Origin of the sequence: Sphingobium sp. WCS2017Hpa-17 (genome assembly GCF_031843765.1) — a bacterium.
Classification (GTDB): domain Bacteria; phylum Pseudomonadota; class Alphaproteobacteria; order Sphingomonadales; family Sphingomonadaceae; genus Sphingobium.
This window is the reverse complement of the sequence record NZ_JAVTIV010000022.1, coordinates 12,856-36,601: the sequence shown is the minus strand read 5'-3', so window position 1 is coordinate 36,601 and position 23,746 is coordinate 12,856. Positions and strand designations below refer to the sequence as shown.

Below are 23,746 nucleotides of genomic sequence, written 5' to 3'. Positions count from 1 at the left end.
CCCCTACCCTCCCCGCCAAAGACGAATGGGGAGAGGACGAGCATGCGGATATGGGCGGCGTTTCTGGCTGGCAGCGCGATAGGGCTGGTCGGCGGAACGGCATGGGCACAGGCGCCCGATGAGGCAGACGGCATCCGCCAGCCGATCATCGTCACCGCACCGGGCGGCGCTGTCGATATCGACGATGCGCTGACCCTGACCGCCGCCGACATCAGCCGCACCGGCAGCCCGGACTTCCTCGGCGCGCTGACCCGCAATTTCGCCGGCGTGACGTTGCAGGACGCACAGAATAATCCCTGGCAACCCAATCTCGTCTATCGCGGCTTCACCGCTTCCCCGTTGCAGGGCCAGTCGCAGGGGATCGCCGTCTATCTGGACGGCGCCCGCTTCAACCAGCCCTTCGGCGACACGGTGCAGTTCGACCTGCTACCCGAAGCCGCGATCCGCAGCGTCGCCCTGCTCGACAAGAGCGCCGTCTATGGCCTCAACGCGCTGGGCGGGGCGCTGACGCTGGAAACGAAGACCGGCGCCAGCGATCCGGGGCTGGAGGCCAGCCTCTCCCACGGCCGTTTCGGCATGACGGAAGCCAGCGTGGCGGGCGGCACCGCATGGGGCGACTGGAGCGCGTTCGGCGCCTTCCAATATACGCATGACGATGGCTGGCGCGACCATTCGCCCTCCACCCTCTATAATGGCTATGCCGACCTCGGCTTCGACACCGCGACGGGTGGCCTGCACCTCAAGGTCGTCGGCGCGAACACCAACCTCACCGGCAATGGCGTGTCCCCGGTCGAACTGCTGGCGGCCGATCGCCGCGCCGTCTTCACCTGGCCCGACAATAGCCGCAGCCGCTATGGCCGGGTCAGCCTCCACCCCTGGGTCGCCCTGTCGGACACCACCCGGATCGAAGGCACGCTCTACGCCCAGAAACTGACGCTGCGCACCGTCAATGGCGACGCCGCCGATATCGAAGGGTGCGAGGATGACGATGATGCCGGCTTCGTCTGTCTCGAAACCGTCGGCGGCGATGACGAGGAGGAAGAACAGGCGGTCCTGACCGACGCCGATGGCAACCCCATTGCCGACACGCTGGGCGGCGAAGGCTATGGCGTGCTCAACCGGGGCCGCACCGCCACGCGGGCGATGGGCGCGCTGGTGCAACTGATCGACAAGCGCACGCTGGGCGCAGGCGAAAATGTCTTCGCCCTGGGCTTCAGCTACGACACCAGCCGCACCCGCTTCGACACCTCCACGGAACTGGGCGCCCTGACCGACGACCGCAGCGTCGATGGGCTGGGGTCGATCATCGTGCAGGACGATAACGCCATCGCGCCCGTCGGCCTTGTCGCCCACACCGATTATTGGGGCGTCTTCGCGCAGGATCGCCTGCCGATCACATCGCGCCTCTCCGCCGAAATCGCCCTGCGCTACAACCATGCCCGCATCGTCATGCAGGACCAGATCGGCACCGCGCTCAACGGCCGCCATCGGTTCGAGCGGCTGAACCCCGGCATCGAATTCGACTATACGCTGTCGGACAGCCTCAGCCTGCGCGCCGGCTATGCGGAAAGCAACCGCGTGCCGACTCCGGCCGAACTCTCCTGCGCCGACGAAAATGCGCCATGCAGCCTCACCAACTTCTTCATCGCCGACCCGCCGTTGAAGCAGGTCGTCGCCAAAAGCTGGGAAGCCGGCGCCAAGGGCAAGGGGCAGGTCGGCGGCTTCGCCCTCGACTGGCTGCTCTCGGCCTATCGCACCGACAATCGCAACGACATTCAATATGTCGCCTCCGAAATTCGTGGTCGCGCCTATTTCCGCAATATCGGCATGACCCGGCGGCAGGGTATCGAAGCCACCCTGCGCGCCAGCCGGGGCGGGTTCACCGCCGGCCTCAGCTACGCCTTCACCCACGCCAGCTATCGCGCGCCGCTCACCCTCTCCAGCCCCGCCAACCCCTCGGCGGACGAGGATGGCCTGATCGCTGTCGCACGCGGCGACCGCCTGCCCGGCATCCCCCGCCACAGCGCCACGCTCAGCCTCGATTATGCGGGTCGTTTTGCAGGCAACAGGGGCTGGACCGTCGGTGGCGATGTGCTGGCCCGCTCCGGCCAATATCTGATCGGCGACGAAGGCAATGATGAGGCGAAGCTGGGCGGCTATGCGGTCGTCAACCTGCGCGCCAGCGTGGACCTGATCAAGGGCGTCAGCCTGTTCGGCGCGCTCAGCAACGCCTTCAACCGGCGCTACGCCACCTTCGGCACCTTCAGCGAAGTGGACGAGATCGAACTGGAAGAAGCCCCCGGCGCCTCCAACCCCCGCGCCTACGGCCCCGGCGCACCCCGTCGCTGGCAGGTCGGCATGAAGGCTCGCTTCTGAAACGCCACAACGTATTGATTGTAAAGGAAAATAGGATGGCATGCGTACAATCCGAACGCATGTCATCCTGAAAACCCTTGTTTAACAATGGCTTGAATTTCAGTAAAACCGAAACACCTGTCCAACTCGCTGTCGCATTTACGGCACATCCACCCGCGGCATCAGCTTCGCTTCCAGCCCCGGATAGAGATGCGACACGCTACGCTGCAATTCGTAGCGCGCCGCCGCCATCCTCGTGAAACGCTCTGGAATCGGCAGTTCGCCGGCCTCTACCATGTCCAGCCCGCCCTGCACCGCCTGCGTCAGCGTCGCCTCCAGCCAGTCGATCCAGTCGTGCGTCTGGTCGATCGCCACCGTCCCGCCCGGATCGAACGACCCATGGCCCGGCACCACCCCCTTGTGCGGCAGCGCCTTCAACTGATCCAGACTGGTGCGCCATTTGCCAAGATCCGCCGTCGGCGTGCTCGGCGCCCGGTCGTGAAAGATCAGGTCGCCACCCAGCAGCAAGCCCGTCTGCGGATCGAGCAGGGCAAGGTCCGCCCCGCTATGCCCGGACAAGCCCAGCAACCGCAGCCGCCGTCCGCCAAAATCCTCTTCCTCCGGCGCGATCACCTTCCCCGGCAGGACCAGATCCGTGCCGCGCATCCAGTCGCCCAGCAGCCGGTACATGCCATCGGCATAGCCCTGCCCCTCCGCCCGCAGCGCGTCGATCGTGCCGGGCAGCGCCGCGACGATGGCCGGGTCAAACGCCGCCAGCCCCATGCCATGATCGGGATGGAGATGGCTGATATAGACCCGCACCACCGGCTTACCCGTCAGTTGCTCCGCCGCCTGCCGCAAGGCGCGGGCATAGCGGATGGACGGCCCACACTCCCACAGCACAGTCCCGGCCGGCGTGGCGATGATCGCGATATTGGCGATCGCACCGCCATTGCCCGCCTCGATCGGTTCGTCCGCCCCGCGCACCAGCCACACACCCTCGCCGATCGGCTCCGGCACGATCGCATAATCCGCAGCCTGCGCCGGCACAGCCGCCAGCACCGCCATGCCACCCAGCACGGACCGCCGCGACAGGATCATCGGCCACCCGGCATGGGTGACTGGCGTGCCACCGACAGCGCCGCCCGATACTCGCGCCCATTGGTATCGCGTGCCTCGACGTGCAGCGCCTCCCCCGCGCCGCCATCGACCATCAGCGTAATCGCCGGATCTTCGGCCACCGCCGCCCATATCTCCATCTCGCCCAACACCCGGTCCCCCGCCTTCACGCTAAGCGCCTCCAGATGATAGGTGGCGATATTGGCGACGAAGCCGGTATCCATCGGATGCCGGAAATTCAGCCTGACCCGGCTGACATGGTTCGGCATCGGCCAGGCCTCGCCCCGAATCTCGCCCAGATGATCGGCCCAGTCGCCCTTCACCCGGCTGACCGGCGGCGCGGAACAGCCCCCGCCCGCCGCATCGACCCAGCCGCCCGACACCAGCCATTCCCCGCTCGCCAGTTGCACCGCGCCCCGCACCGGCGTCCGCTGATCCAGCTTGATCCGGGTCGCGACATAGGCGGCGGCGTGGGTGGGGCGATAATCGATCGCGATCGGTATGGGATTGAGGTCGACCAGCAGCACCATGCGGGTGACGCCGGGAATGGCGCGGGCGTCGATCGCGACCGGAAAGGCGCGCTGATTCTCCGCAATCATCGGAAAATCCACCTTCACGCGCGGATCGAACCGCACCGGATCATCGCCAAACAGGGTGCGGGCATGGGCCTGCCACATCGGCGACCCCAGCGGATCAGCGGGCGCTGTCGCCCCGGCATCGGCCGCGACCGACACCAGGGCGATCGCGACCCAAAGGCTTGCCTGCCTTTGCATTATCCTTCTCCCTTATGGTGGGGTCTATTCTCCTGCGTCGCAGGTTACCATTGGCCGTTGGTCGTATCGGGAGAGAGACATGCGCCCTGCCCCTATCAGCGTCCTGATGACCGCCTTGCTGTTGCCCGCGCCCGCGCCGGCACAGGACGCGCTGTTCAATGCAGAGGGCTATCGCATCGCCCATTATCGCGCACCCGTGCACCACGCCCCGCCCGGCGTCGGCCGCATCGCCCCTCAGGCCGCCGCCCAGCTTCTACCCGGACGCGATGCCCTCTTCATCGACGTGCTGCCGGCAGAGGGCGGCCACAGGGAAACAGACGGCCGGTGGCGGCTCGCGACGCCACATGAGTCCATTCCCGGCGCCCACTGGTTCCCCGAAGCGGGGCGGGGTGAACTGGCCCCCGGCATCGGCGACTGGTTCATGCAGGGCCTCGCCCGGCTGACGCATGGGCGGCGCGACCGGATGCTGATCCTTTTTTGCCGGTCGGATTGCTGGATGGGCTGGAACGCGGCCAAAAGGCTGCGATCACAGGGCTATGCCAATATCTGGTGGCTGGCCGAAGGGGTCGAAGGCTGGACCGACCTGAAAAGGCCGCTTGCCCGCGCAGTGCCAGACGGCGGGACCATCCCATAGGACCAAAGGTCAATTGTGCGCAGCCCCCCTGCGGCCGCACTCTCTCCCCAATCCGGCAGACCAAGCCGTTCGATTCCATGGAGAGTGATTTGACTGACCTGCGCATTCCGGCCTGCCTGCTGACCGCTGCCGCCCTCGCTGTTTCGCTGCCGGCCTCGGCCAAAGACATCGTCGTCCAGATGAAAAATCAGGGCACCGATGGCGCCATGGTGTTCGAGCCGAGCTACGTGAAGGCCGCACCCGGCGACACGATCCGCTTCAAGCCGACCGACGCCAGCCACAATGCCGAAACCATGGCCAATATGCTGCCCGCCGGCGCCACGCCGATGAAGGGGGGCATGAACAAGGAAGCCGTGCTGACCGTCAGCAAGCCGGGCCTCTATGGGGTCAAGTGCATGCCGCATTATTCGATGGGCATGGTCGCGCTGGTACAGGTGGGCAAGGTGACGCCGGCCGACATCGCCGCCGCCAAGGCCGTCAAGCTGCCGCCCTTCGCCGCCAAGCGCATGACCGCCGCGCTGGCCAAGGTGAAGTAAGCGCCTCCTCTTTCATTCAGACGCATAGCATTCGGGAGTAGAAGCATGTTGCAGCAGGCAATGGAGCGTTTCGCGGGAAAGACGCTGATCCGCGATCAATATGACAATTATATCGGCGGCGAATGGGTCGCGCCGGTGCAGGGCGGTTATTTCGACAATGTCTCGCCCGTGACCGGTCAGGTCGTCGGCAAGATCGCGCGCGGTACTGCCGGCGACATCGAACTGGCGCTGGACGCCGCGCACAAGGCGAAGGATAGCTGGGGCAAGACCTCGTCCACCGATCGCGCCAATATTCTGCTCAAGATCGCCGACCGGATGGAGGCCAATCTGGACCTCATCGCGATGGCCGAGACGATCGACAACGGCAAGCCGATCCGCGAGACGACCCATGCCGACATCCCGCTCGCCATCGACCATTTCCGCTATTTCGCGGGCTGCGTCCGCGCGCAGGAAGGATCGATCAGCGAGATCGACCATGACACGATCGCCTATCATTTCCACGAGCCGCTGGGCGTGGTCGGCCAGATCATCCCGTGGAATTTCCCGATCCTGATGGCCGTGTGGAAACTCGCCCCGGCGCTGGCCGCGGGCAACTGCATCGTATTGAAGCCCGCCGAGCAGACGCCGATGTCGATCCTCGTCCTGCTCGAAGTGATCGGCGACTTGCTGCCGCCCGGCGTGCTGAACGTCGTCAACGGCTTCGGCGTCGAAGCGGGTAAGCCGCTCGCCAGCAACAAGCGGATCAGCAAAATCGCCTTCACCGGCGAAACCACCACCGGCCGCCTGATCATGCAGTACGCCTCGGAAAATCTGATCCCGGTCACGCTGGAACTGGGCGGCAAATCGCCCAACATCTTCTTCGAAGACGTGATGGACGCGGACGATGATTATTTCGACAAATGCCTGGAAGGCTTTGCGATGTTCGCCCTCAATCAGGGCGAAGTCTGCACCTGCCCCAGCCGCGCGCTGATCCAGGAATCCATCTACGAAAAATTCATCGAACGCGCCATCGCACGGGTCAAGGCGATCAAGCAGGGCAGCCCGCTCGACCCCGGCACCATGATCGGCGCGCAGGCGTCGAACGACCAGTTGGAGAAGATCCTCTCCTATATCGAGATCGGCCTGAATGAAGGCGCAGAGTTGCTGACCGGCGGCGAACGCGCCTCCCTCGATGGCGAATTGAGCGACGGCTATTATGTGACCCCGACCGTGCTGAAGGGCCACAACAAGATGCGCATCTTCCAGGAGGAGATTTTCGGCCCCGTACTGGCCGTCACCACCTTCAAGGACGAAGCCGAAGCGCTCGCCATCGCCAACGACACGCTCTACGGGCTGGGCGCGGGCGTATGGACCCGCGACGGGACGCGCGCCTATCGCATGGGCCGGGGCATCCAGGCCGGCCGCGTATGGACCAACTGCTATCACGCCTATCCCGCCCATGCGGCGTTCGGCGGTTACAAGCAGTCGGGTATCGGCCGTGAAAACCACAAGATGATGCTGGACCATTATCAGCAGACCAAGAATCTGCTGGTCAGCTACAGCCCCAAGGCATTGGGCTTCTTCTAAAGCGGGGAACGGTTCGTCAGAAGGCGTTCTCCCTCTCCAACACGCCTTCGACGGCGGCGGGCACCCTTTCCCCGGTGTCCGCCGCACCGTTGTTTTCAAGGAACCAGAGGTCGGACATGACGGCACTGCCACCACGGATACTGGCAACAGCGGACGCCGAGGCGCTGATGCAGAGGCTGACGGCCATGCACGGCTCGCTGATGTTTCACCAGTCGGGCGGCTGCTGCGACGGCTCCGCACCGATGTGCTTCCCGCGCGGCGAGTTCAAGGTTGGCGCGCAGGATGTGCTGCTCGGCCATGTCGCGGGGGACATCCCGGTCTGGATCGGCGCAGCGCAGTTCGAATATTGGCGCCATACCCAGGTGACGATTGATGTCGTTCCGGGACGCGGTGCGGGCATGTCGCTGGAAAGCCCCGAAGGGGTGCGTTTCATCGTCCGGTCCCGCATATTCGACGATGACGAAAATGCCCGGCTGGAAGCGGCCGGCGACCCACCGCATGGCGATGATTTCCCCGGATGACAATCTGATGCGGGACAGTGCATAACCTTGAAAAACAAGGGCCGGTTGCAGGAGAGGGACATGACCATATTGGCGTCGGAGATCGGCTTCGCATCAAGCCACTCGCACGATCCGGCCATCGCGATGGCGGAGGTCGCGCGGCAGCTGGGCGATGCGCCGCTGGCGGGCATGCTGCTCTTCTGCTCCCACCGCTTCGATCGCGATGCCCTGGCCCGCGCCGTCAATCGCCACAGCGAGCAGGTCGTCGCCATCGGCTGCACCAGTTCGGGCGAACTGACCGAAGCCGGCTATGACGAGGACAGCCTGAGCGTCATCGGCTTTCCGGCCGACGCCTTTCACCTGACATCCCATATTTTCGACGATATCGACGCGTTCGATCCCGTCGCCGCGAGGGAGGAAATCCGCGCGCTCGCCGCCATCGCCGATCGTGACAGCCGCCATCTGGGGGGCAAGGTCAACCATGTCGCGCTTTTCCTGGTCGATGGCCTGTCGCATCGCGAGGAATTGCTGACCATGACGATGCAGGATGCGCTGGGCGACATTCCGCTGATCGGCGGATCGTCCGGCGATGGCCTCGCCTTTCGCGAAACCGCCATCTTCGAGGGCGGCCGTTTTCACAAGCGCGCCGCCGTGATCGCCATCCTGTCCACCCCCCGCCCGATCCATGTGTTCAAGGCGCAGCATTATCGCCCCGGCGCCGCCAAGATGGTGGTGACCGGCGCGATCCCGCAGGACCGGATCGTCACCGAAATCAATGCCGAACCGGCGGCGGAGGAATATCTGCGGCTGGCGGGCCATGCCGGCGAAGAGCTGGGGCTGGCCTTCTACGCCGCACACCCGCCGATGGTGCGTGCCGGCGGCGACTATCATGTCCGCTCGATCCAGAGCGCCAATGCGGACGGTAGCCTGACCTTCTATTGCGCGATCGACGAAGGGATCGTGCTGACGGTGGGCGAACCGATAGACCGCATCGCCGGCATGGAATCCATGTTCGCCGATATCGGCGCCCATGTCGGACAGGTCGACCGCATCATCGCCTTCGACTGCGTACTCAATCGCATCGATGCGGAGCAACGCCAGATCGGCCGCGCCGTGTCCGAACTGTACGGCCGGCATCGTGTGATCGGCTTCAATACCTATGGCGAGCAATATCATGCGCTGCACGTCAACCAGACGTTCAGCGGGCTGGCGATCGGGCGATGAAGGCCATCGAAGGCCCCAGCGAACTGGACAATTTGCGGGAAGAAAACCGCAAATTGCGCAAAATCAATGCGGCGCTGATCGACCGGGTCGAACGGTCGAGCGACATGGCCGGCAATGCCTTTTCGATGTTCGAGACAGCGATCACGCTGGAAGCCATGGTGCGTGACCGGACCATGGAGTTGGAGGACGCGCTGGGCCGGCTGGCGACCGCCAATGCCGACTTGGCGCAGGCCCATGCCACCGCTCATGCCGCACAGGGGCGGCTGCGCGATGCGATCGATTCGATCAACGAAGGCTTCGTCCTGTTCGATGCGGAGGATCGGCTGGTCCTCTATAATGACGCCTATCTGGGCTTCTGGCCGGAAATCGCCGACCATGTGCGCGAGGGACTGGCGTTCGAGGATGTCGCGCGCCTCGCCGCCGCTTATCACCAGCCTTTGGGATCGGTGGTGGCTCCCGACCGCTGGGTATCCGACCGACTGGCCCGTCACAGCGTCGCCGATGGTGGCCATGTGCAGGCCTTGGCGGACGGGCGCTGGGTGCAGATCAACGAGCTGCGTACCAGCGAGGGCGGGATCGTCGGCATCTATACCGACATTACCGAAGTGAAGGCGGAAGATGCCCGCAATCGCGCGCTGGAACTGGCCGAACGCAATCTGGTGCTGCAATCGACACTGGATAATCTGTCCGAAGGCGTGTGCCTGTTCGACGCACAGGGCCGCATCGCCGCCTGGAACGAAGCCTTGCAGCATCTGCTGGGCCTGCCCGACGACTGGATGCAGGACGGGGCGAGCCATGCCGCGCTGCGCGACTGGTGCCGCGACTATATGGGCATGGCCGATCAGGGCTGTCTCGACTGGCGCGGCGATCAACCGGGCGAACCGGCCCATGCGCTGGTGTCGGCCGGCGACCGCCATTTCGAACTGCGCAGTACTGCGCTGGACCGTGGCGGGCAGGTGATCGGCTTTACCGATGTCACCGACATGCTGCGCGCGCAGGCCGGCTTGCAGGAAACCGCCGAGACGCTGGAGCGGCGCGTCGCCGATCGCACCGCCGAACTGCGCGCAGAAGTCGCCGAACGGCGGGAGATCGAGGGGCAGTTACGCGACGCGAAGACAGCCGCGGAAAAGGCGAACCTGTCCAAGACCAGCTTCCTCGCGGCGGCCAGCCACGATCTGTTGCAACCGCTCAATGCCGCACGGCTGTTCGTTGCGGCGCTGGGCGACCGACGGCTGGCCCTCCCGACCCGCGCGCTGGTCAACCAGACATCGACCGCGCTCGATTCAGTCGAGGATCTGCTGGAAGCGCTGCTGGAAATCAGCCGGCTCGATGCCGGGGCGATCCAGCCGGAACTAAGCGACTTCCGGCTCGATACGCTGCTCGGCACCTTGCGCGTCGAATTTGCGCCTGTAGCACGGGCGGGGGGGCTGGCCCTGGATATGACGAGCGAACCGCTATGGGTCCGGTCGGACATCCGTCTGGTCCGCCGCATCCTCCAGAATTTCCTGTCCAACGCCCTGCGCTATACCCAGCAGGGATCGGTCCGCGTCGCCTGTGTTGTGGATGCCGGGACAATCCGCGTCAGCGTCACCGACACCGGCAGCGGCATCCCCGCCGACAAGCAGGCACTGGTGTTCGACGAATTTCGTCGGTTCGACACCCGCACCAGTGGCAAGGGGTTGGGCCTCGCCATCGTCAAGCGGGCGAGCGACATGCTGGGCCACAGAGTCACGCTGGAATCCGCGCCGGGACGCGGATCGACCTTCGCGATCGAACTGCCGGTGGGCGAGCCAGTGGCCGATCCGGACAGCGGCCCGGCCAGCGTCGGGCGCGACCGCAGCATGCGCGGGCTCAATGTGCTGGTGATCGACAATGAGCGGGCGATCCAGACTGGGATGCGCACATTGCTGGGCGGCTGGGGCTGTACCGTACTCACGGCAGGCGGCTTTACTGAAGCGACCGGGCTGTTCGCAGCAGGCGAAACGCCGGACATCATCCTGATCGACTATCATCTGAACGATGGCGAGACAGGCGATGCGGCACTCGACCGGCTGCGGGCGCATTTCGCACACCCGGTGCCCGCCGTGATGATTTCCGCCGATCGGGGCAAGGAATTGAAGGCGCGACTGGACGCCGACGGCATCCCGCTGCTCAACAAGCCGGTCAAGCCTGCGCAACTGCGCGCATTGTTGCGAACCATGCTGAAATAGCGCCTATCGACCGCCCCGACGCTGGACCTGCATCGCGCACGCGCTACTAGGGACGGATATAGGTGGAAGCGGGGGCCGCATGCATCCGATGCAATTGTTCGAACTGGTGATCGCCATGCTGCTGGCGATCATCGTGCTGCACTATGCGGCGCACAAGATGCGCCTGCCGCCCGCCGTCGCGCTGCTGACCGGCGGCGTGCTCTTCGCTTTCGTGCCGGGCCTGCCAGTCCTCTCGCTCGATCCCGAGCTGGTGCTGGTGATCTTCCTGCCACCATTGTTGATGGACGGCGCCTGGTTCATCGCGCTCCGGCACCTCCATCGCCATATGCTGGGCATCATCGCACTGGCGGTTGGCGCGGTCGTCTTCACCACGGCGATCATCGCGCTGGTTACGCATATGCTGGTGCCGAGTTTGCCCTGGGCCGCCTGCGCCGCGCTGGGCGCGATCGTCTCGCCGCCGGATGCTGTGTCGGCGCGCGCAGTGTTGCAGCATGTCCGCCTGCCCCGTCGCCTCTCCATTCTGCTGGAGGGCGAAAGCCTGTTCAACGATGCCAGCGGCCTCGTCCTCTTCCGCTTTGCCATCGCCGCCGGCGTTACCGGCGCCTTCAGCCTGGTTGAGGCGGTGGAGAGCTTCCTGCTGCTGGCAATCGGTGGCGCGGCGATCGGGGCAGCGGTTGGCGTCGCCTGGGTCCGGCTGACGCCGCGCCTGGACGACAAATATCTGATGATCGCTTCGTCCCTGCTGGCGCCCTGGGCCTCCTACCTGCTGGCGGAAACGATGCATGTGTCCGGCGTGATCGCCACCGTGACCACCGGCCTCATCTGCGGCTGGTACCAGCATGTCGTCTTCTCCGCGACGGTGCGAATGAACGGCACGGCCTTCTGGGCGGTGATGATCTTCCTGATGGAGGCCTTCGTCTTCCTGCTGATCGGTTCCTCGCTGCGCGGCGTGATCGACCGGGTCGGCGGCTTCGAACTGGTGCTGGCTCAGATGACCGGACCCGTGCTGGCAATCCTGCTGGCGCTGACTCTGGCGCGCTTTGCCTGGGTGTTCGGATCCGATGGCATCATCCGCCTGCTACGGGCCATGGGCGTGCGCCGCTATACGCCGATCGGTGCGCGATCCGCCGTGGTGCTCGGCTGGGCCGGCATGCGCGGCGTGGTGACGCTGGCGGTGGCGCTCAGCGTGCCGGAGGGTTTCCCCGGTCGCGACTTCATCCTGGTCGCATCCTTCGCCGTCATCATCGGCACGGTGCTGATTCAGGGAACGACGCTGGGCGCCGTGATCCGTCTGATGCGGCTGGAGGAGCCGGCCAGCGACCGCGCCCGCCTCAGCATGAGCGAGGCGGAAGCCGCCATGGCGCAGGCGCAACTGCGCGTGGTAGAGGTTCATGCCCATGATGCGGACGGTGTGCTGCTGCATCCACGCCTGCTGGAACGCTATCAGCGCCATGCGACGCTATCGGCCAGCTATGCCGGGCAGGAAGAAGAACATGCGCATATTCTGCACGCCCATTTCGATCTGGTGCTGAAGGCCGTCGCGGCCGGCCGGATCGAATTGCTGCGCTTGCACCGGATCGGCGATATCGACGAGCATGTGTTGCAGGAACTGGAGCGCGACCTCGATCTGGAAGAGATGAGCGCATTGGCGGCCAAGGCCTGAAACGACGAAGCGCCGCCTGGCGGGAGGCAGGCGGCGCAGGAAACAGGCCATCAAACGCTATCAGTCGGCGCCGAAATGCACCCGGTTCGCCTTGATGACTGCCTGCGTACGACTGAGCACGCCCAGCTTCTGGAGGATGGCCGAGACATGCGCCTTGATCGTGGTCATCGACACGCCAAGGTCATGGGCGATCTGCTTGTTGAGCCGACCGTTGACCAGATGGCCCAGCACCGTCTTCTGCTGCGGGGTCAGGCTGTCGATCCGGCGGGCGATGTCGTCTTCCTCGGCTGACGGAGCCGCGCCTTCGCCCATGGTTTCGGGCAGGTAGATTTCGCCCGACACGACGCGATGCAACGCCTCTACGATAGCGCTGCGCTTCAACGATTTGGGGATGAAGCCCGCCGCACCGGCGGCCAGCGCCTCCTGCACGATGGCCCGATCGAAGGCGCCGGACACCATCACCACCGGCAGGATCGGAAAACGATCGCGCAGCAGCTTCAAGCCATCCAACCGGCGAACGTCGGGAATATTGAGGTCGAGCAGGATCAGATCGAAATTATCCTGCTTTTCCAGCGTGGCGACAGCCTCATCCAGACCGGCCGCCTCGAAAATCTCGATATTGTCGAAACTGATCGCGATCACGCTGCGCAATCCATCCCGCACCAGCGGATGATCATCGATGATCAGCACCCGCTCCATGATCGCGTCCCCGCCCATATAATGCCCCATATCCTGCCCCTGCACATGATGATCGGACAAGTCATGGGACGTAGCAAGCCGCATTGCGCCGGGCGGGATGGCCGGAGCGGATTGCGCATAATGTCCACGTCCCATGACGATCATTGTCCTGATCCCTTATTTCGGCAGCTTGAACACCCAGAGGGCGCCGCCCTGATTGATATCCTTAAACGACTTGGCGACTTCGCCGCCCCACAGCGGCACCGCGCCGCCCCAGCCGGACATCACCGCCACATATTGTTCGCCATCCTGCTCCCAGGTGACGGGCGATCCGACCACGCCAGAGCCGGTTTGGAACTTCCACAATTCCTGTCCGGTCTTGGCATCGAAGGCCTTGAGATAACCTTCGGGCGTACCGGTGAAGACGAGGTTGCCGCCAGTGGTTAGAACGCCACCCCACAAAGGCGCCTTGTTCTTATATTCCCACACGATCTTGCCGGTCTTGGGGTCCATCGCCCGCAGCGCGCCGATATGATCCTCTGCGATCGACTTGATGGTGAAGCCCGCGCCCAGATAGGCCGCGCCCTTCTTGTAGGCGATCGGTTCGTTCCAGATGTCCATACCCCAGTCGTTCGACGGGATGTAGAACAGGCCGGTATCCTGGCTGTAGGCCATCGGCATCCAGTTCTTGCCGCCCAGGAACGAGGGCGAGGCGAAGACCGGCTTGCCCTTGCCCTCACCCGGTGCCGGCGGACGGCCTTCGGGAATATAGTTGGGCTTGCCATTCTTGTTGAAGCCATTGGCCCAGGTCGTCTGCATCACGAACTTGTTGGCGCTGATGAACTTGCCGTTGGTACGGTCGAGAACGAAGAAATAGCCGTTGCGGTCGGCCTTCGCGCCCAGTTTCATCGGCTTGCCGTTGATCGTGGCGTCGAAGGGGATGAATTCATTCACCCCGTCGAAGTCCCAGCCGTCATGCGGCGTCGTCTGGAAATGCCATTTGATGACGCCGGTGTCCGGGTCGATCGCCAGCGTGGAGGCGGTGTAGAGATTGTCGCCGGGGCGCAGATGGCTGTTCCACGGCGCAGGGTTGCCGGTGCCGAAGAAGAGCAGGTTGGTTTCCGGGTCATAGGTGCCGCCGAGCCAGGTCGCGCCGCCGCCGCTCTTCCACAGGTCGCCGGTCCAGGTTGCATTGAGCTTGCCGGTGATGCCGTTATCCTTGCCCTTCAGCGTGCCCATATGGCCTTCGATCACGGGGCGGTGCCAGATCAGTTCGCCGGTATTGACGTCACGCGCTTCGACCGCGCCGACAACGCCGAATTCGCCGCCCGAATTGCCGGTGATGACCATGCCCTTGACGATCAGGGGCGCGGCGGTGGCGCTATAGCCTTCCTTATAATCAGCGATCTGCTTGTTCCAGATCACCTTGCCGGTGTTGCGGTTGAGCGCCACAAGGCGCGCGTCCAGCGTCGCAAAGATGATCTTGTCACCATAGATGGCAGCACCGCGATTGACGACGTCGCAGCAGGGCATGATGCCGTCGGGCAGACGGGCATCATATTGCCACTTTTCCTCACCAGTGCGGGCATCGAAGGCGAAGACGCGCGAATAGCTGCCCGTCACATAGATGGTGCCGTCATAGACGATCGGCTGGGCTTCCTGACCGCGCTGCTTCTCGCCACCCAGCGAAGCGGCGAAGGCCGGCACCAGCTTCGACACATTGCTGCTGTCGATCGCCTTCAGCGAACTGAAGCGATGCGCCTGCGGCCCCATGCCATAGGTCAGAACGTCGCCGGTCGATGCCGCATCGTTCATCAAATCCGCATCCGTTGGCCCATTGGCCAGCAGCGGCGCCGCAGCGACCGCCAGCGACAGTGCGGCAACGCCCGACAGCGCCCGCATCATCGGTCCTTTCATAACCATCCTCCCTATTGAACGGGCGCTCTACGCCCGTTTACGTGCAAACTATGCCACCCCGACAAAGCGGCAATTGGACCTTCGGTCGCCTATCAACCCGCCGCGTTCGCCGGCGTCCAGGTGACGCCATAGCGCGCGAACAGCGCCTTCATCTCGCCACTGGCGGCCATGGCCGTAATGATTTCCTCCACCGCATCGCCCAGCGTGCGGCTGTTTTCCTTGACCGCCATGCCGATATCCCAGCCGGGCGATGCGAACGCAGGCAGCGGTCCCTTGCGCAGCGCCAGAGCCCTGCCCCCTGCCCGATGCGTGCCTTCCTCAATTTGGGCACGACTGGCGAGAACCGCATCGGCCTGCCCCGCCATGGTCGCAGCGACGGCCTCCGATCCTGTCGGATAATGGGTCACATCCTTGGCCAGCACGCCGCCGAAGCTGCCGATCAGGTAGAAGTCGGGAATGGAGTCCAGCTCCACCGCCAGCTTGCGGCCCTTCCATTCGGTCGGCATCGCTTCCACTGCCATGCCGCCGCCACCGGCCAGTCCGAAGCTTTCGCGATAATAAGGCGCAATGATCGCCACCTGGTCGTTGCGCGAGGCGAAGACCCGGTCGAAGGGCACATGCAACATGATGTCGCCGGGCGTGAAGCCCAGCAGCCCACCCTTCCACACGCCATTGCGCAGATCATCGTCGGCACTCTCGTCCGCCACCAACTGGGCTATATCCGCGCGCACGCCCAGCTTGGTTGCTATCGCCAGCGCCAGATCGACGTCCAGCCCGACCAATTTGCTGCCCTCTTCCCAGGACCAGGGCCGGTTATTCTGATAGACGACCACCCGGATGGTGCCGAGCGCCTTGACCTTGGCAAGTGGGGCAGCGCTAAGGTCACCGGGTATCAGCCCAAGCGCCAGCGCCGCCCCCGCCCCGCCGATCAGCCCCCGCCGCGAGAGCATGCCGATCAGCCTTCGTGCTTGGTTTCGAGCCAGGCGCGGATCGCCCAGCCGGCCTTCTGGCCCAACACGTCGCCGAAGGGCGGCATATAGACCTTGCCATCATGGCTGGAGCCGTGGCGGAAACGTTCGGCAAACCACTGGTCGCCCGACTCGCCCGACTCCAGATAGCGCAGGTCCGGCGCAATACCGCCGCTTTCCGCGTCCAGACCATGGCAGCGCGCGCAATTCTGGCCGTAAGCGGACTGGCCGATCTCGATCGCCTTGGCATTACCACTATAGGGATTCTTATCCAGCCAAGCCTCGCCGATATCCGGCAATGCGGACGTATCCACCGCCTGCGGCGTCACGTCACCATGCGCCATCAAAGATGTGGTTGCGGTCATGCCCAGCATCGCCATGGCACCCAGCAACGCGACCCTACCCAAATTCATCATTATATCCTCACCCGGTCGGTTTTCCCCTGATGACTCCGAGTGTAGGCAAGGGCGAGCCGCGCCCCCATTGGCCATTGGTACAATCCCGTAATTGACACCCTCTGGATAGATCATTGGAACGAGATAAGGGACGGAGAGGACGGGACGATATGAAGCGCATCTTGATGGCCGGGTTGATGCTGCTGCCCGCTGCGGCGCAGGCCGAAACCCTCTACGTCTCCAATGAGCGTGGCGACAGCGTCAGCGTGATCGACGCGACAGCGGGCGCAGTGACGGCAACATGGAAGGTCGGCGGCCGCCCGCGCGGCATCGCAGTGTCGAAGGATGGCCGTTTCATCTATCTCTGCGCCAGCCTCGACCATGCGGTGCAGGTGATCGAACGGGCGACCGGCAAGGTCGTCGCCGAACTCCCCTCCGGGCAAGACCCCGAGCAATTCTTCCTGTCGCGCGACGGCAAGACCTTGTTCGTCGCCAATGAAGATGATGCCGCACTGACCGCGATCGACCTCGCCACCCGTACCGTCGCCTTCCAGGTCGATGTCGGCGGCGAACCGGAAGGCGTGGCGCAAAGCCCTGACAGCCAGTGGGTCGTGGTCACGTCCGAAGAGGATAATGTCGTCAACTGGATCGACCTGAGCACGAAGACGATGGTGGCTGAAACGCCGGTCGACCTGCGGCCGCGCCATGTCGAATTTACCGGCAACGGCAAGCAGCTCTGGGTCGCCGCGGAAGTCGGCGGCACGGTACAGATCGTCGACACAGCCACCCGGCAGGTGAGCGAGACGCTGCATTTCGCCATTCCCGGCATCCCCGAGCATCGCATCCTGCCCTGCGGCATCCGCTTCACGCCCGACGGCAGGACAGCGGTGATCGCGCTGGGCCGGGCCGATCATGTCGCCATCGTCGATGTCTCGACGCGCAAGGTGCGGGCCTATGTGCCAGTCGGCAAGCGCGTCTGGCATGTCGCCATCAGCGCCGATGGCGCCCATGCCTATGCCGCCAATGGCCTTTCGGACAATGTCTCCGTGATCGACCTGGCCAAGGCGGCCGTGACCGGCACGATCGCGGTTGGCGCCGCACCGTGGGGCATCGTCGCCGCGCCGTGATTCGTCTCCTGTCCGAAGGGACGAGAACCTAAGTCCAATTTCTCCCCTCCCCCTTCCGCCGCACTCTCCACCCCAGCCGGAGACAAGCCGGCGTGAAGACAGGGAGGATAATATGAAGGGGACGTTGCGCCTGATGAGCGCGGCTGGAGCATTGATGCTCGCCGCCACCGCAGCACCGGCCATGGCCGGAACCACCGCAGACCTGCTGAAGCGGCTGCATGAAAAGGGCATCCTAACCGACGACGAATATCAGGAACTGGCGAAGGGGCAGAGTGGCGAGGCCACGCAGACGGCCGCCGCCCCTGCCCCGGCAGTGACGCCGGATGCGTCGGGCGGTGCGGGCTATGTGCGCATGACCGACAGCGGCGTGGGCCTCCAGATCGGCGATGTGACGCTGAAATTCTCCGGATCGGTCAATGGCTTCTATGTCCATGACAATGGCGATACGCCCAGTGCCACGACGACGGTGACGGGCGGGGTCGCCACCGTGGGCGGCAACAGCTCAGCCATCCGCAACGGCCTGCTGCCCGGCTTCCTGAAGGTGGAAGCCTCGACCAGTCTGGACGGATGGGACGTCGGCGCGCATTTCGGCATGTATCCGGGCATCAACTCGGTCAGCTATGTCGGCGGTGGCGCCAATAGCGGCGGCAATCCCCGCGCGCTCCAGACCGCCGGCATCGACTTTCGTCAGACATACCTGACCTTTGGTCGTGCCGGCTTCGGCGAGGTGAAGATCGGCCGCGATATTGGCTTGTTCCAGTCGGAATCGATCCTGAACGACATCACCCTGCTATCGTCAGGCACACCTGCGGGCAATGTCGCGCCATCCAATACGACGCTGGGCCGCATCGGCACCGGCTACATCTACACCGATTTCCAGCCGCAGATCACCTATACCACGCCCAGCTTTGGCGGCTTCACCGCCAGCGTCGGCATTTTCGAGCCGCTGTCCTCGCTCACCGGTCCGGCGGAATCGAACAAGCAGCCCGGCTTCCAGGCCAAGTTCGTTTATGATGGCAAATTTGGTGACGTCGGCACGCGGCTTTGGGTTTCCGGCCTGTCGCAAAAGCATAATGTCATCGCCGGGCCGGACTATACCGGCTGGGGCTGGGACGCCGGTGCCAAGGTCACATTCGGTCCGGTCACGCTGGTCGGCACCTATTATGACGCATCGGGCCTGGGTACGACCGCCCTCAACCTGTTCGACACCGATAGCCTGGGCAACAAACGCGACAGCCATGGCTTCTACCTTCAGGGTCTCACGACCTTCGGCAAATTCTCGGTCGGCGGGAGTTATGGCGAGAGCAATCTCGACTATGCCAACACGGCCGATGCGCTGGCCAATCCCACGCTGGTTGACAAGAACAGCAGTTGGGTCGGACAGGTCCGCTATGGCCTGAACAGTTGGGTGACGCTGCTGGGCGAATATATCAACACCCGGTCGAAAGCGCACAACGGCAACAAGGCGACGTCGGACGCCATTGCGGCGGGCGCCATTCTCTTCTTCTGACCGAAGGAACAATGTCACGGGGCGGGGGCTGCATCCTAATAGGGTGCGGCCCCTTTCCATTTGCAAAAGGCATGGAAAATAAGGACAGGGGCGTCGAGGGGATCGCCATGAAACATATCCTATTGCCCGCCATCCTGCTAACCGTTCCGACCGCCGCCCTCGCGCAGGCGCCCGACGAAGCCGTCGCGGATTCATCCACCATCATCGTCACGGGCGAAGGGCTGGCCCTGCCGCCGGGAACGCCGGCCTATGGGTCAGTGGTGATCGACCGCCAGCGGCTGCTCGACAGTGCATCGGGCCGGATCGAAAGCGTGCTGGGCGACGTGGCCGGGTTCCAGCAATTCCGCAGGTCCGACAGCCGATCGTCCAACCCGTCGAATCAGGGCGCAACATTGCGGGCGCTCGGCGGCAATGCGTCGAGCCGAACCCTGATGCTGCTGGACGGCGTACCGGTCGCCGATCCCTTTTTCGGCTATATTCCCTTCAGCGCGCTGGCCCCGGAACGCCTGTCGGTGGTCCGGGTGACGCGCGGCGGCGGTATCGGCGCCTTTGGCGCAGGCGCGGTGGCCGGCACGATCGAAATGGCCAGCGCCACGCGCGACCAGTTGTCGGATTTCTCCGCCAGCGCATTCTACGGCAGTCGTGACTCGACCGAGTTGTCGGCCGGACTGACGCAGGATCTGGGTGGCGGCTATGTTTCACTGTCGGGCCGCTGGGACCGGGGCGACGGTTTCCAGACCACGCCAAGGGATCAGCGCGTCGCGGCCACAGTGCCGGCCGCCTATGATGGCTGGTCGACCAATTTGCGAGCGGTGGCGCCCCTTTCCGCCACGTCGGAGCTGCAATTCCGCGCGACCCTGTTCGAGGATCACCGCACGCTGCGTTTCAAGGGCGCGGACAGCATGAGCCAGGGGCAGGACGCCAGCATCCGCTATATCAATCGCGGGTCGTGGCAGGTGGATGCGCTGGCCTATATCCAAGCGCGCAACTTCTCCAACATCGTCATGTCCTCCTCCACTTTCCGCAAGTCGCTGGACCAGCGTAACACGCCCTCCACCGGGATCGGCGGCAAGATCGAGATACGGCCGCCCGTGGGTGGCGCGCATATGCTGCGGCTGGGCGTCGACACGCGCTTTGCCACCGGCGACATGTATGAGGATGCCTATAACGCCAATGTCGCCGCCAATCCGCGCACCTTCCTGCGCCATGCTGGTGGGGATCAGTGGACGGCCGGGTTCTTCGTCGAAGATGACTGGACGCTCGGGCGTCTGGTGCTGACGGGCGGCGGACGGGCCGATCGCTGGTCGATCAACAACGGCTTCTACCATCAGGTGAGCGCCACAACCGGCGCGACCACGGGCAGCGACTATGCCGATCGATCGGACTGGGAATTTTCTGGCCGAGTTGGAGCGCTATATCATGCGAGCGACGCCTTCGCAGTGCGGGCATCGGCCTATAGCGGCTTCCGTCTGCCGACTCTGAACGAACTGTACCGGCCCTTCGTCGTCTTCCCGATCACGACGCAGGCTAATGCGGCATTGACCCCCGAAAAGCTGAAGGGTGCGGAGGTCGGAGTCGATCTGACGCCGATTGCGGGTATCACCCTGTCGGCCACGGCCTTCTACAACCGGCTGGACGATGCCATCGCCAATGTCACCGTCGCCACCAACACGCGCCAGCGCCAGAATGTCGACCGGATCGTCGCCAAGGGCATCGAACTGACTGCCGCTGCGAAGCTGGGCGATTTCAACCTGTCGGCCTCCTACGCCTATAGCCATAGCCGGGTTCATGCACCGGGCGACGCCTTTGACGGCCTGCGCCCGGCCCAGACGCCCAGCCATGCCGCCAGCGCGACCATCGCTTACGCCCCGGCGTCCGGCCCGACGCTATCGACCACGCTGCGCTATGTCGCCAAACAATATGAGGATGATCTGCAAAGCGACGTGCTGCCAGATGCGCTGACGCTCGACGCTATCGCCCGCCTGCCGGTCGGCCATGGTATCAGCCTGGTGGCACGCGGCGAGAATCTGTTCGATGAAACGGTCGTGACCCGCAATGCCGGTGGATCGATGGACCTGGGCACGCCGCGCACCCTGTGGATCGGCGTCAGTTTCGGAGGCTGACGCCATTCGGGCAATTCTGTTTCTGGCCGTCCTGTTACCGGCAAATCTGATCGCCTTCACCCTGTTCGGCATGGACAAGCGGCGCGCCCGGATGGGTCTGCGCCGCTTGTCCGAACGCAGTCTGCTGCTCTGGGCGCTGGCGGGCGGAACGCCGGGTGCGTTTCTGGGCCGCCATGTCTTTCGCCACAAGACGCGCAAACAGCCCTTCTCGGCATTGCTCTGCCTGATCGCGGCTGCGCAGATGATGGCGATCGCCGTATGGGCGATGATCTGATTTCAGATTGTCGGGGGAGAAATGGTGCTGCCGGGGAGGATTGAACTCCCGACCTCAGCCTTACCAAGGATGCGCTCTACCACTGAGCTACGGCAGCACTCTATTTCTGTTCCGATGCGCTATGTGCGCTTCGGAGGCCGGGCCTATGGCCGCCCTCGCGGCGCATGTCAAGGCGGGTTGCGGTCGATCATGCATTTTGCTTATGCGCATTGCATGGCTGAAACGCAGGACGAGAAAAAGGCACGGTTGGCGCAGGCGCTGCGCGACAATCTGCGCAGGCGGAAAGCCCAAGCGCGGGAGGGTGCCGCGTCGCCCCCTCCCGCTGACAGGTCGGATGACTAGGCTTTAAAGCGGCGCACAGGCCGCCTTGAGCCAAGCCAGGGCATCCCCCTCCAATTGCGGGCCGACTAGGTCCAGCACAGACGAATGATAGGCGTCGAGCCAGGCCTGCTCTTCACGGCCGAGCAGATCGGTTGCGATCAGCGTGCGGTCGATCGGTGCGAAGGTCAGCGTCTGGAAACCCAGCATCGGCTTTTCCGCGCCGGGAACGTCGCGTTCCTCCACCAGCACCAGATTTTCGATACGGATGCCATATTCGCCGGTCTTGTAATAGCCCGGCTCGTTGGACAGGATCATGCCCGCCGCCAGCGGCTCGTCGCCACCGCCGAAGGTCGCGATACGCTGTGGCCCTTCATGCACCGACAGGAAGCTGCCGACGCCATGGCCGGTGCCATGGGCATAATCCAGCCCTTCGGCCCAGAGATATTGGCGGGCGAGCGCGTCCAGTTGGCCACCGCGCGTCCCCTTGGGAAAGACGGCGCGGGCGAGCGCGATATGGCCCTTGAGCACCAGCGTGAAACGGTGGCGCATCTCGTCGGTCGGCGTGCCGATGGCAAGCGTACGGGTCACGTCAGTGGTGCCGTCGCGATACTGGCCGCCTGAATCGACCAGATAGAGGCTGTTCAGTTCGATCGGGCGATTCGTCTTTTCCTCGGCGCGGTAGTGGACGACGGCGCCGTTCGGCCCCGCGCCACTGATCGTGTCGAAGGACAGGTCCTCGAGCAGGCCGGTATCCTTCCGGAATGCCTCCAGTCGGTCTGACGCGGACAGTTCGGTGAGGTCGCCCTTGGGCGCTTCGACTGCAATCCAGTGGAGGAAGCGGCTGAGCGCTGCGCCGTCTCGCTCCTGCGCCGCCTTGTGCCCGGCGATTTCGGTGTCGTTCTTGATCGCCTTGGGCAGGACGGCGGGGTCGCGCAGCGACAGGATGGTTGCGCCGCCAGCGTCCAGACCGTTGAAGATCGCGGCGACGGCCCGTTCGGGGTCTGCAACGACGGTCTTGCCCTCAAGCTCCGCTAACGCATCGGCAAAGGCCGCGCGATCATGGATGCGCACCGCGTTGCCCAGATGCTGGGCGACAGCCTCGTCCATTTTCTCCGGTGCGACATAGAGGTCGGCAGTCGCATCGGCATGGACGATGGCATAAGCGAGTGCGACCGGGGTGCGTTCCACATCCTTGCCGCGCACATTGAAGGTCCAGGCGATCGAATCAAGGGCGGACAGGACGACCGCGTCAGCCTTCTTCTCCGTCAGCCAGTCGGCCATGGCTGCGCGCTTTTCGGCGGCGGACTGACCGGCGAAGCGATCGCCATGTACCACCAGCTTGGCGTCGCTGGGCGCCGGGCGATCGGGCCAGACGGCATCGATCGGATTGGTGTCGACCGCGACCAGTTCCGCCCCCTTCTGGCTCAGCGCCTCGGTCGCCTGAACCACCCAGGCACGGGTATGGAGCCAGGGATCATAGCCGATACGCGCGCCCTGCCCGGCATGATCCTTCAGCCAGGCGGCAATGGACGTCTGCGGCACGCTCTCATATTGCCAGTGCGCGCCGTCCACCTGCTCGCGGACCTGAAGCGTGTAACGGCCATCGACGAAGATCGCCGCTTCCTGCGGCAGGACCACGGCGCTGCCAGCCGACCCCTGAAATCCCGTCAGCCAGGCAAGCCGCTGGGCATAGGCGCCGACATATTCGCTCATATGCTCGTCGGTCAGCGGGACCACGAAACCGTCCAGCGTCTGACGCACCAGTTGCGCGCGCAGGGCCTTCAGGCGATCTTCATAACTGGACATTGGACTTCCCTTGGATCATTCCGGCCTCTTGCGTTGGCCATAATGGC

At 64.4% G+C, this 23,746-nt stretch carries 19 protein-coding genes and 1 tRNA gene; 12 read left to right on the top strand and 8 right to left on the bottom strand.

What is annotated here, in order from left to right; translation table 11 throughout:
• Window positions 1-42 precede the first annotated feature (42 nt).
• The gene (locus RQH62_RS21090) at window positions 43-2,376 is read left to right on the top strand and encodes a TonB-dependent receptor domain-containing protein (RefSeq protein ID WP_311270616.1); all 2,334 of its coding nucleotides are present in this window, start codon (window positions 43-45) and stop codon (window positions 2,374-2,376) included.
• 138 nt (window positions 2,377-2,514) lie between these two features.
• Here the strand turns inward: RQH62_RS21090 and RQH62_RS21085 are convergent, their stop codons facing one another.
• On the bottom strand, window positions 2,515-3,456 hold the full coding sequence (locus tag RQH62_RS21085) for a quinoprotein relay system zinc metallohydrolase 1 (RefSeq protein WP_311270615.1): 942 nt from the start codon (window positions 3,454-3,456) through the stop codon (window positions 2,515-2,517).
• Complete coding sequence (locus tag RQH62_RS21080; RefSeq protein ID WP_311270614.1) at window positions 3,453-4,247, bottom strand: quinoprotein dehydrogenase-associated SoxYZ-like carrier; 795 nt, start codon at window positions 4,245-4,247, stop codon at window positions 3,453-3,455. Before RQH62_RS21080 ends, RQH62_RS21085 begins: the two co-directional genes overlap by 4 nt.
• Window positions 4,248-4,326: 79 nt before the next feature.
• Between RQH62_RS21080 and RQH62_RS21075 the strand changes: the two genes are divergently transcribed.
• The 7 genes from RQH62_RS21075 (at window position 4,327) to RQH62_RS21045 (ending at window position 12,580) form a co-directional block, all read left to right on the top strand.
• On the top strand, window positions 4,327-4,881 hold the full coding sequence (locus RQH62_RS21075) for a rhodanese-like domain-containing protein (RefSeq protein ID WP_311270613.1): 555 nt from the start codon (window positions 4,327-4,329) through the stop codon (window positions 4,879-4,881).
• Window positions 4,882-4,958: 77 nt separating this feature from the next.
• The gene (locus tag RQH62_RS21070; RefSeq protein WP_311270612.1) at window positions 4,959-5,417 is read left to right on the top strand and encodes a pseudoazurin; all 459 of its coding nucleotides are present in this window, start codon (window positions 4,959-4,961) and stop codon (window positions 5,415-5,417) included.
• Window positions 5,418-5,462: 45 nt separating this feature from the next.
• The gene (gene adh / locus RQH62_RS21065; RefSeq protein ID WP_311270611.1) at window positions 5,463-6,983 is read left to right on the top strand and encodes an aldehyde dehydrogenase; all 1,521 of its coding nucleotides are present in this window, start codon (window positions 5,463-5,465) and stop codon (window positions 6,981-6,983) included.
• 116 nt (window positions 6,984-7,099) lie between these two features.
• Window positions 7,100-7,504, top strand: a complete 405-nt coding sequence (locus tag RQH62_RS21060) for a DUF779 domain-containing protein (RefSeq protein WP_311270610.1) — start codon at window positions 7,100-7,102, stop codon at window positions 7,502-7,504.
• Between the two features lie 60 nt (window positions 7,505-7,564).
• The gene (locus RQH62_RS21055; protein WP_311270609.1) at window positions 7,565-8,707 is read left to right on the top strand and encodes an FIST N-terminal domain-containing protein; all 1,143 of its coding nucleotides are present in this window, start codon (window positions 7,565-7,567) and stop codon (window positions 8,705-8,707) included.
• Complete coding sequence (locus RQH62_RS21050) at window positions 8,704-10,917, top strand: NahK/ErcS family hybrid sensor histidine kinase/response regulator (protein ID WP_311270608.1); 2,214 nt, start codon at window positions 8,704-8,706, stop codon at window positions 10,915-10,917. Before RQH62_RS21055 ends, RQH62_RS21050 begins: the two co-directional genes overlap by 4 nt.
• 79 nt (window positions 10,918-10,996) lie before the next feature.
• Complete coding sequence (locus tag RQH62_RS21045; protein ID WP_311270607.1) at window positions 10,997-12,580, top strand: Na+/H+ antiporter; 1,584 nt, start codon at window positions 10,997-10,999, stop codon at window positions 12,578-12,580.
• Window positions 12,581-12,640: 60 nt separating this feature from the next.
• Here RQH62_RS21045 and RQH62_RS21040 read toward each other — a convergent pair whose 3' ends face one another.
• The 4 genes from RQH62_RS21040 to pedF form a co-directional block, all read right to left on the bottom strand.
• Window positions 12,641-13,423, bottom strand: a complete 783-nt coding sequence (locus RQH62_RS21040) for a response regulator transcription factor (protein WP_311270606.1) — start codon at window positions 13,421-13,423, stop codon at window positions 12,641-12,643.
• Window positions 13,424-13,435: 12 nt separating this feature from the next.
• Window positions 13,436-15,175: a methanol/ethanol family PQQ-dependent dehydrogenase gene (locus RQH62_RS21035; protein WP_311270605.1), complete on the bottom strand. Its 1,740-nt coding sequence runs from the start codon at window positions 15,173-15,175 to the stop codon at window positions 13,436-13,438.
• Window positions 15,176-15,267: 92 nt separating this feature from the next.
• Window positions 15,268-16,125, bottom strand: coding sequence for a transporter substrate-binding domain-containing protein (locus RQH62_RS21030; protein ID WP_311270604.1), 858 nt, complete (start codon window positions 16,123-16,125; stop codon window positions 15,268-15,270).
• A gap of 5 nt (window positions 16,126-16,130) precedes the next feature.
• Window positions 16,131-16,556, bottom strand: a complete 426-nt coding sequence (pedF, locus tag RQH62_RS21025) for a cytochrome c-550 PedF (protein ID WP_311270603.1) — start codon at window positions 16,554-16,556, stop codon at window positions 16,131-16,133.
• A gap of 152 nt (window positions 16,557-16,708) precedes the next feature.
• On the opposite strand from pedF, the gene RQH62_RS21020 reads away from it, so the two are divergent.
• From RQH62_RS21020 to RQH62_RS21005, 4 genes are all read left to right on the top strand, one after another.
• On the top strand, window positions 16,709-17,665 hold the full coding sequence (locus RQH62_RS21020; protein WP_311270602.1) for a PQQ-dependent catabolism-associated beta-propeller protein: 957 nt from the start codon (window positions 16,709-16,711) through the stop codon (window positions 17,663-17,665).
• 112 nt (window positions 17,666-17,777) lie between these two features.
• Window positions 17,778-19,175 carry a porin gene (locus tag RQH62_RS21015; RefSeq protein WP_311270601.1) on the top strand — a complete coding sequence of 466 codons (1,398 nt, stop codon included), beginning with the start codon at window positions 17,778-17,780 and terminating at the stop codon, window positions 19,173-19,175.
• A gap of 107 nt (window positions 19,176-19,282) precedes the next feature.
• Complete coding sequence (locus RQH62_RS21010) at window positions 19,283-21,298, top strand: TonB-dependent receptor domain-containing protein (protein WP_311270600.1); 2,016 nt, start codon at window positions 19,283-19,285, stop codon at window positions 21,296-21,298.
• Window positions 21,231-21,572, top strand: a complete 342-nt coding sequence (locus tag RQH62_RS21005) for a DUF1294 domain-containing protein (protein ID WP_311270599.1) — start codon at window positions 21,231-21,233, stop codon at window positions 21,570-21,572. The genes RQH62_RS21010 and RQH62_RS21005 overlap by 68 nt, the downstream gene beginning before the upstream one ends.
• Window positions 21,573-21,594: 22 nt before the next feature.
• On the opposite strand, the gene RQH62_RS21000 is transcribed toward RQH62_RS21005, so the two are convergent.
• Window positions 21,595-21,669: transfer RNA gene (locus RQH62_RS21000), tRNA-Thr, on the bottom strand.
• Between the two features lie 248 nt (window positions 21,670-21,917).
• Window positions 21,918-23,699, bottom strand: coding sequence for an aminopeptidase P family protein (locus RQH62_RS20995; protein WP_311270598.1), 1,782 nt, complete (start codon window positions 23,697-23,699; stop codon window positions 21,918-21,920).
• Window positions 23,700-23,746: the final 47 nt, after the last annotated feature.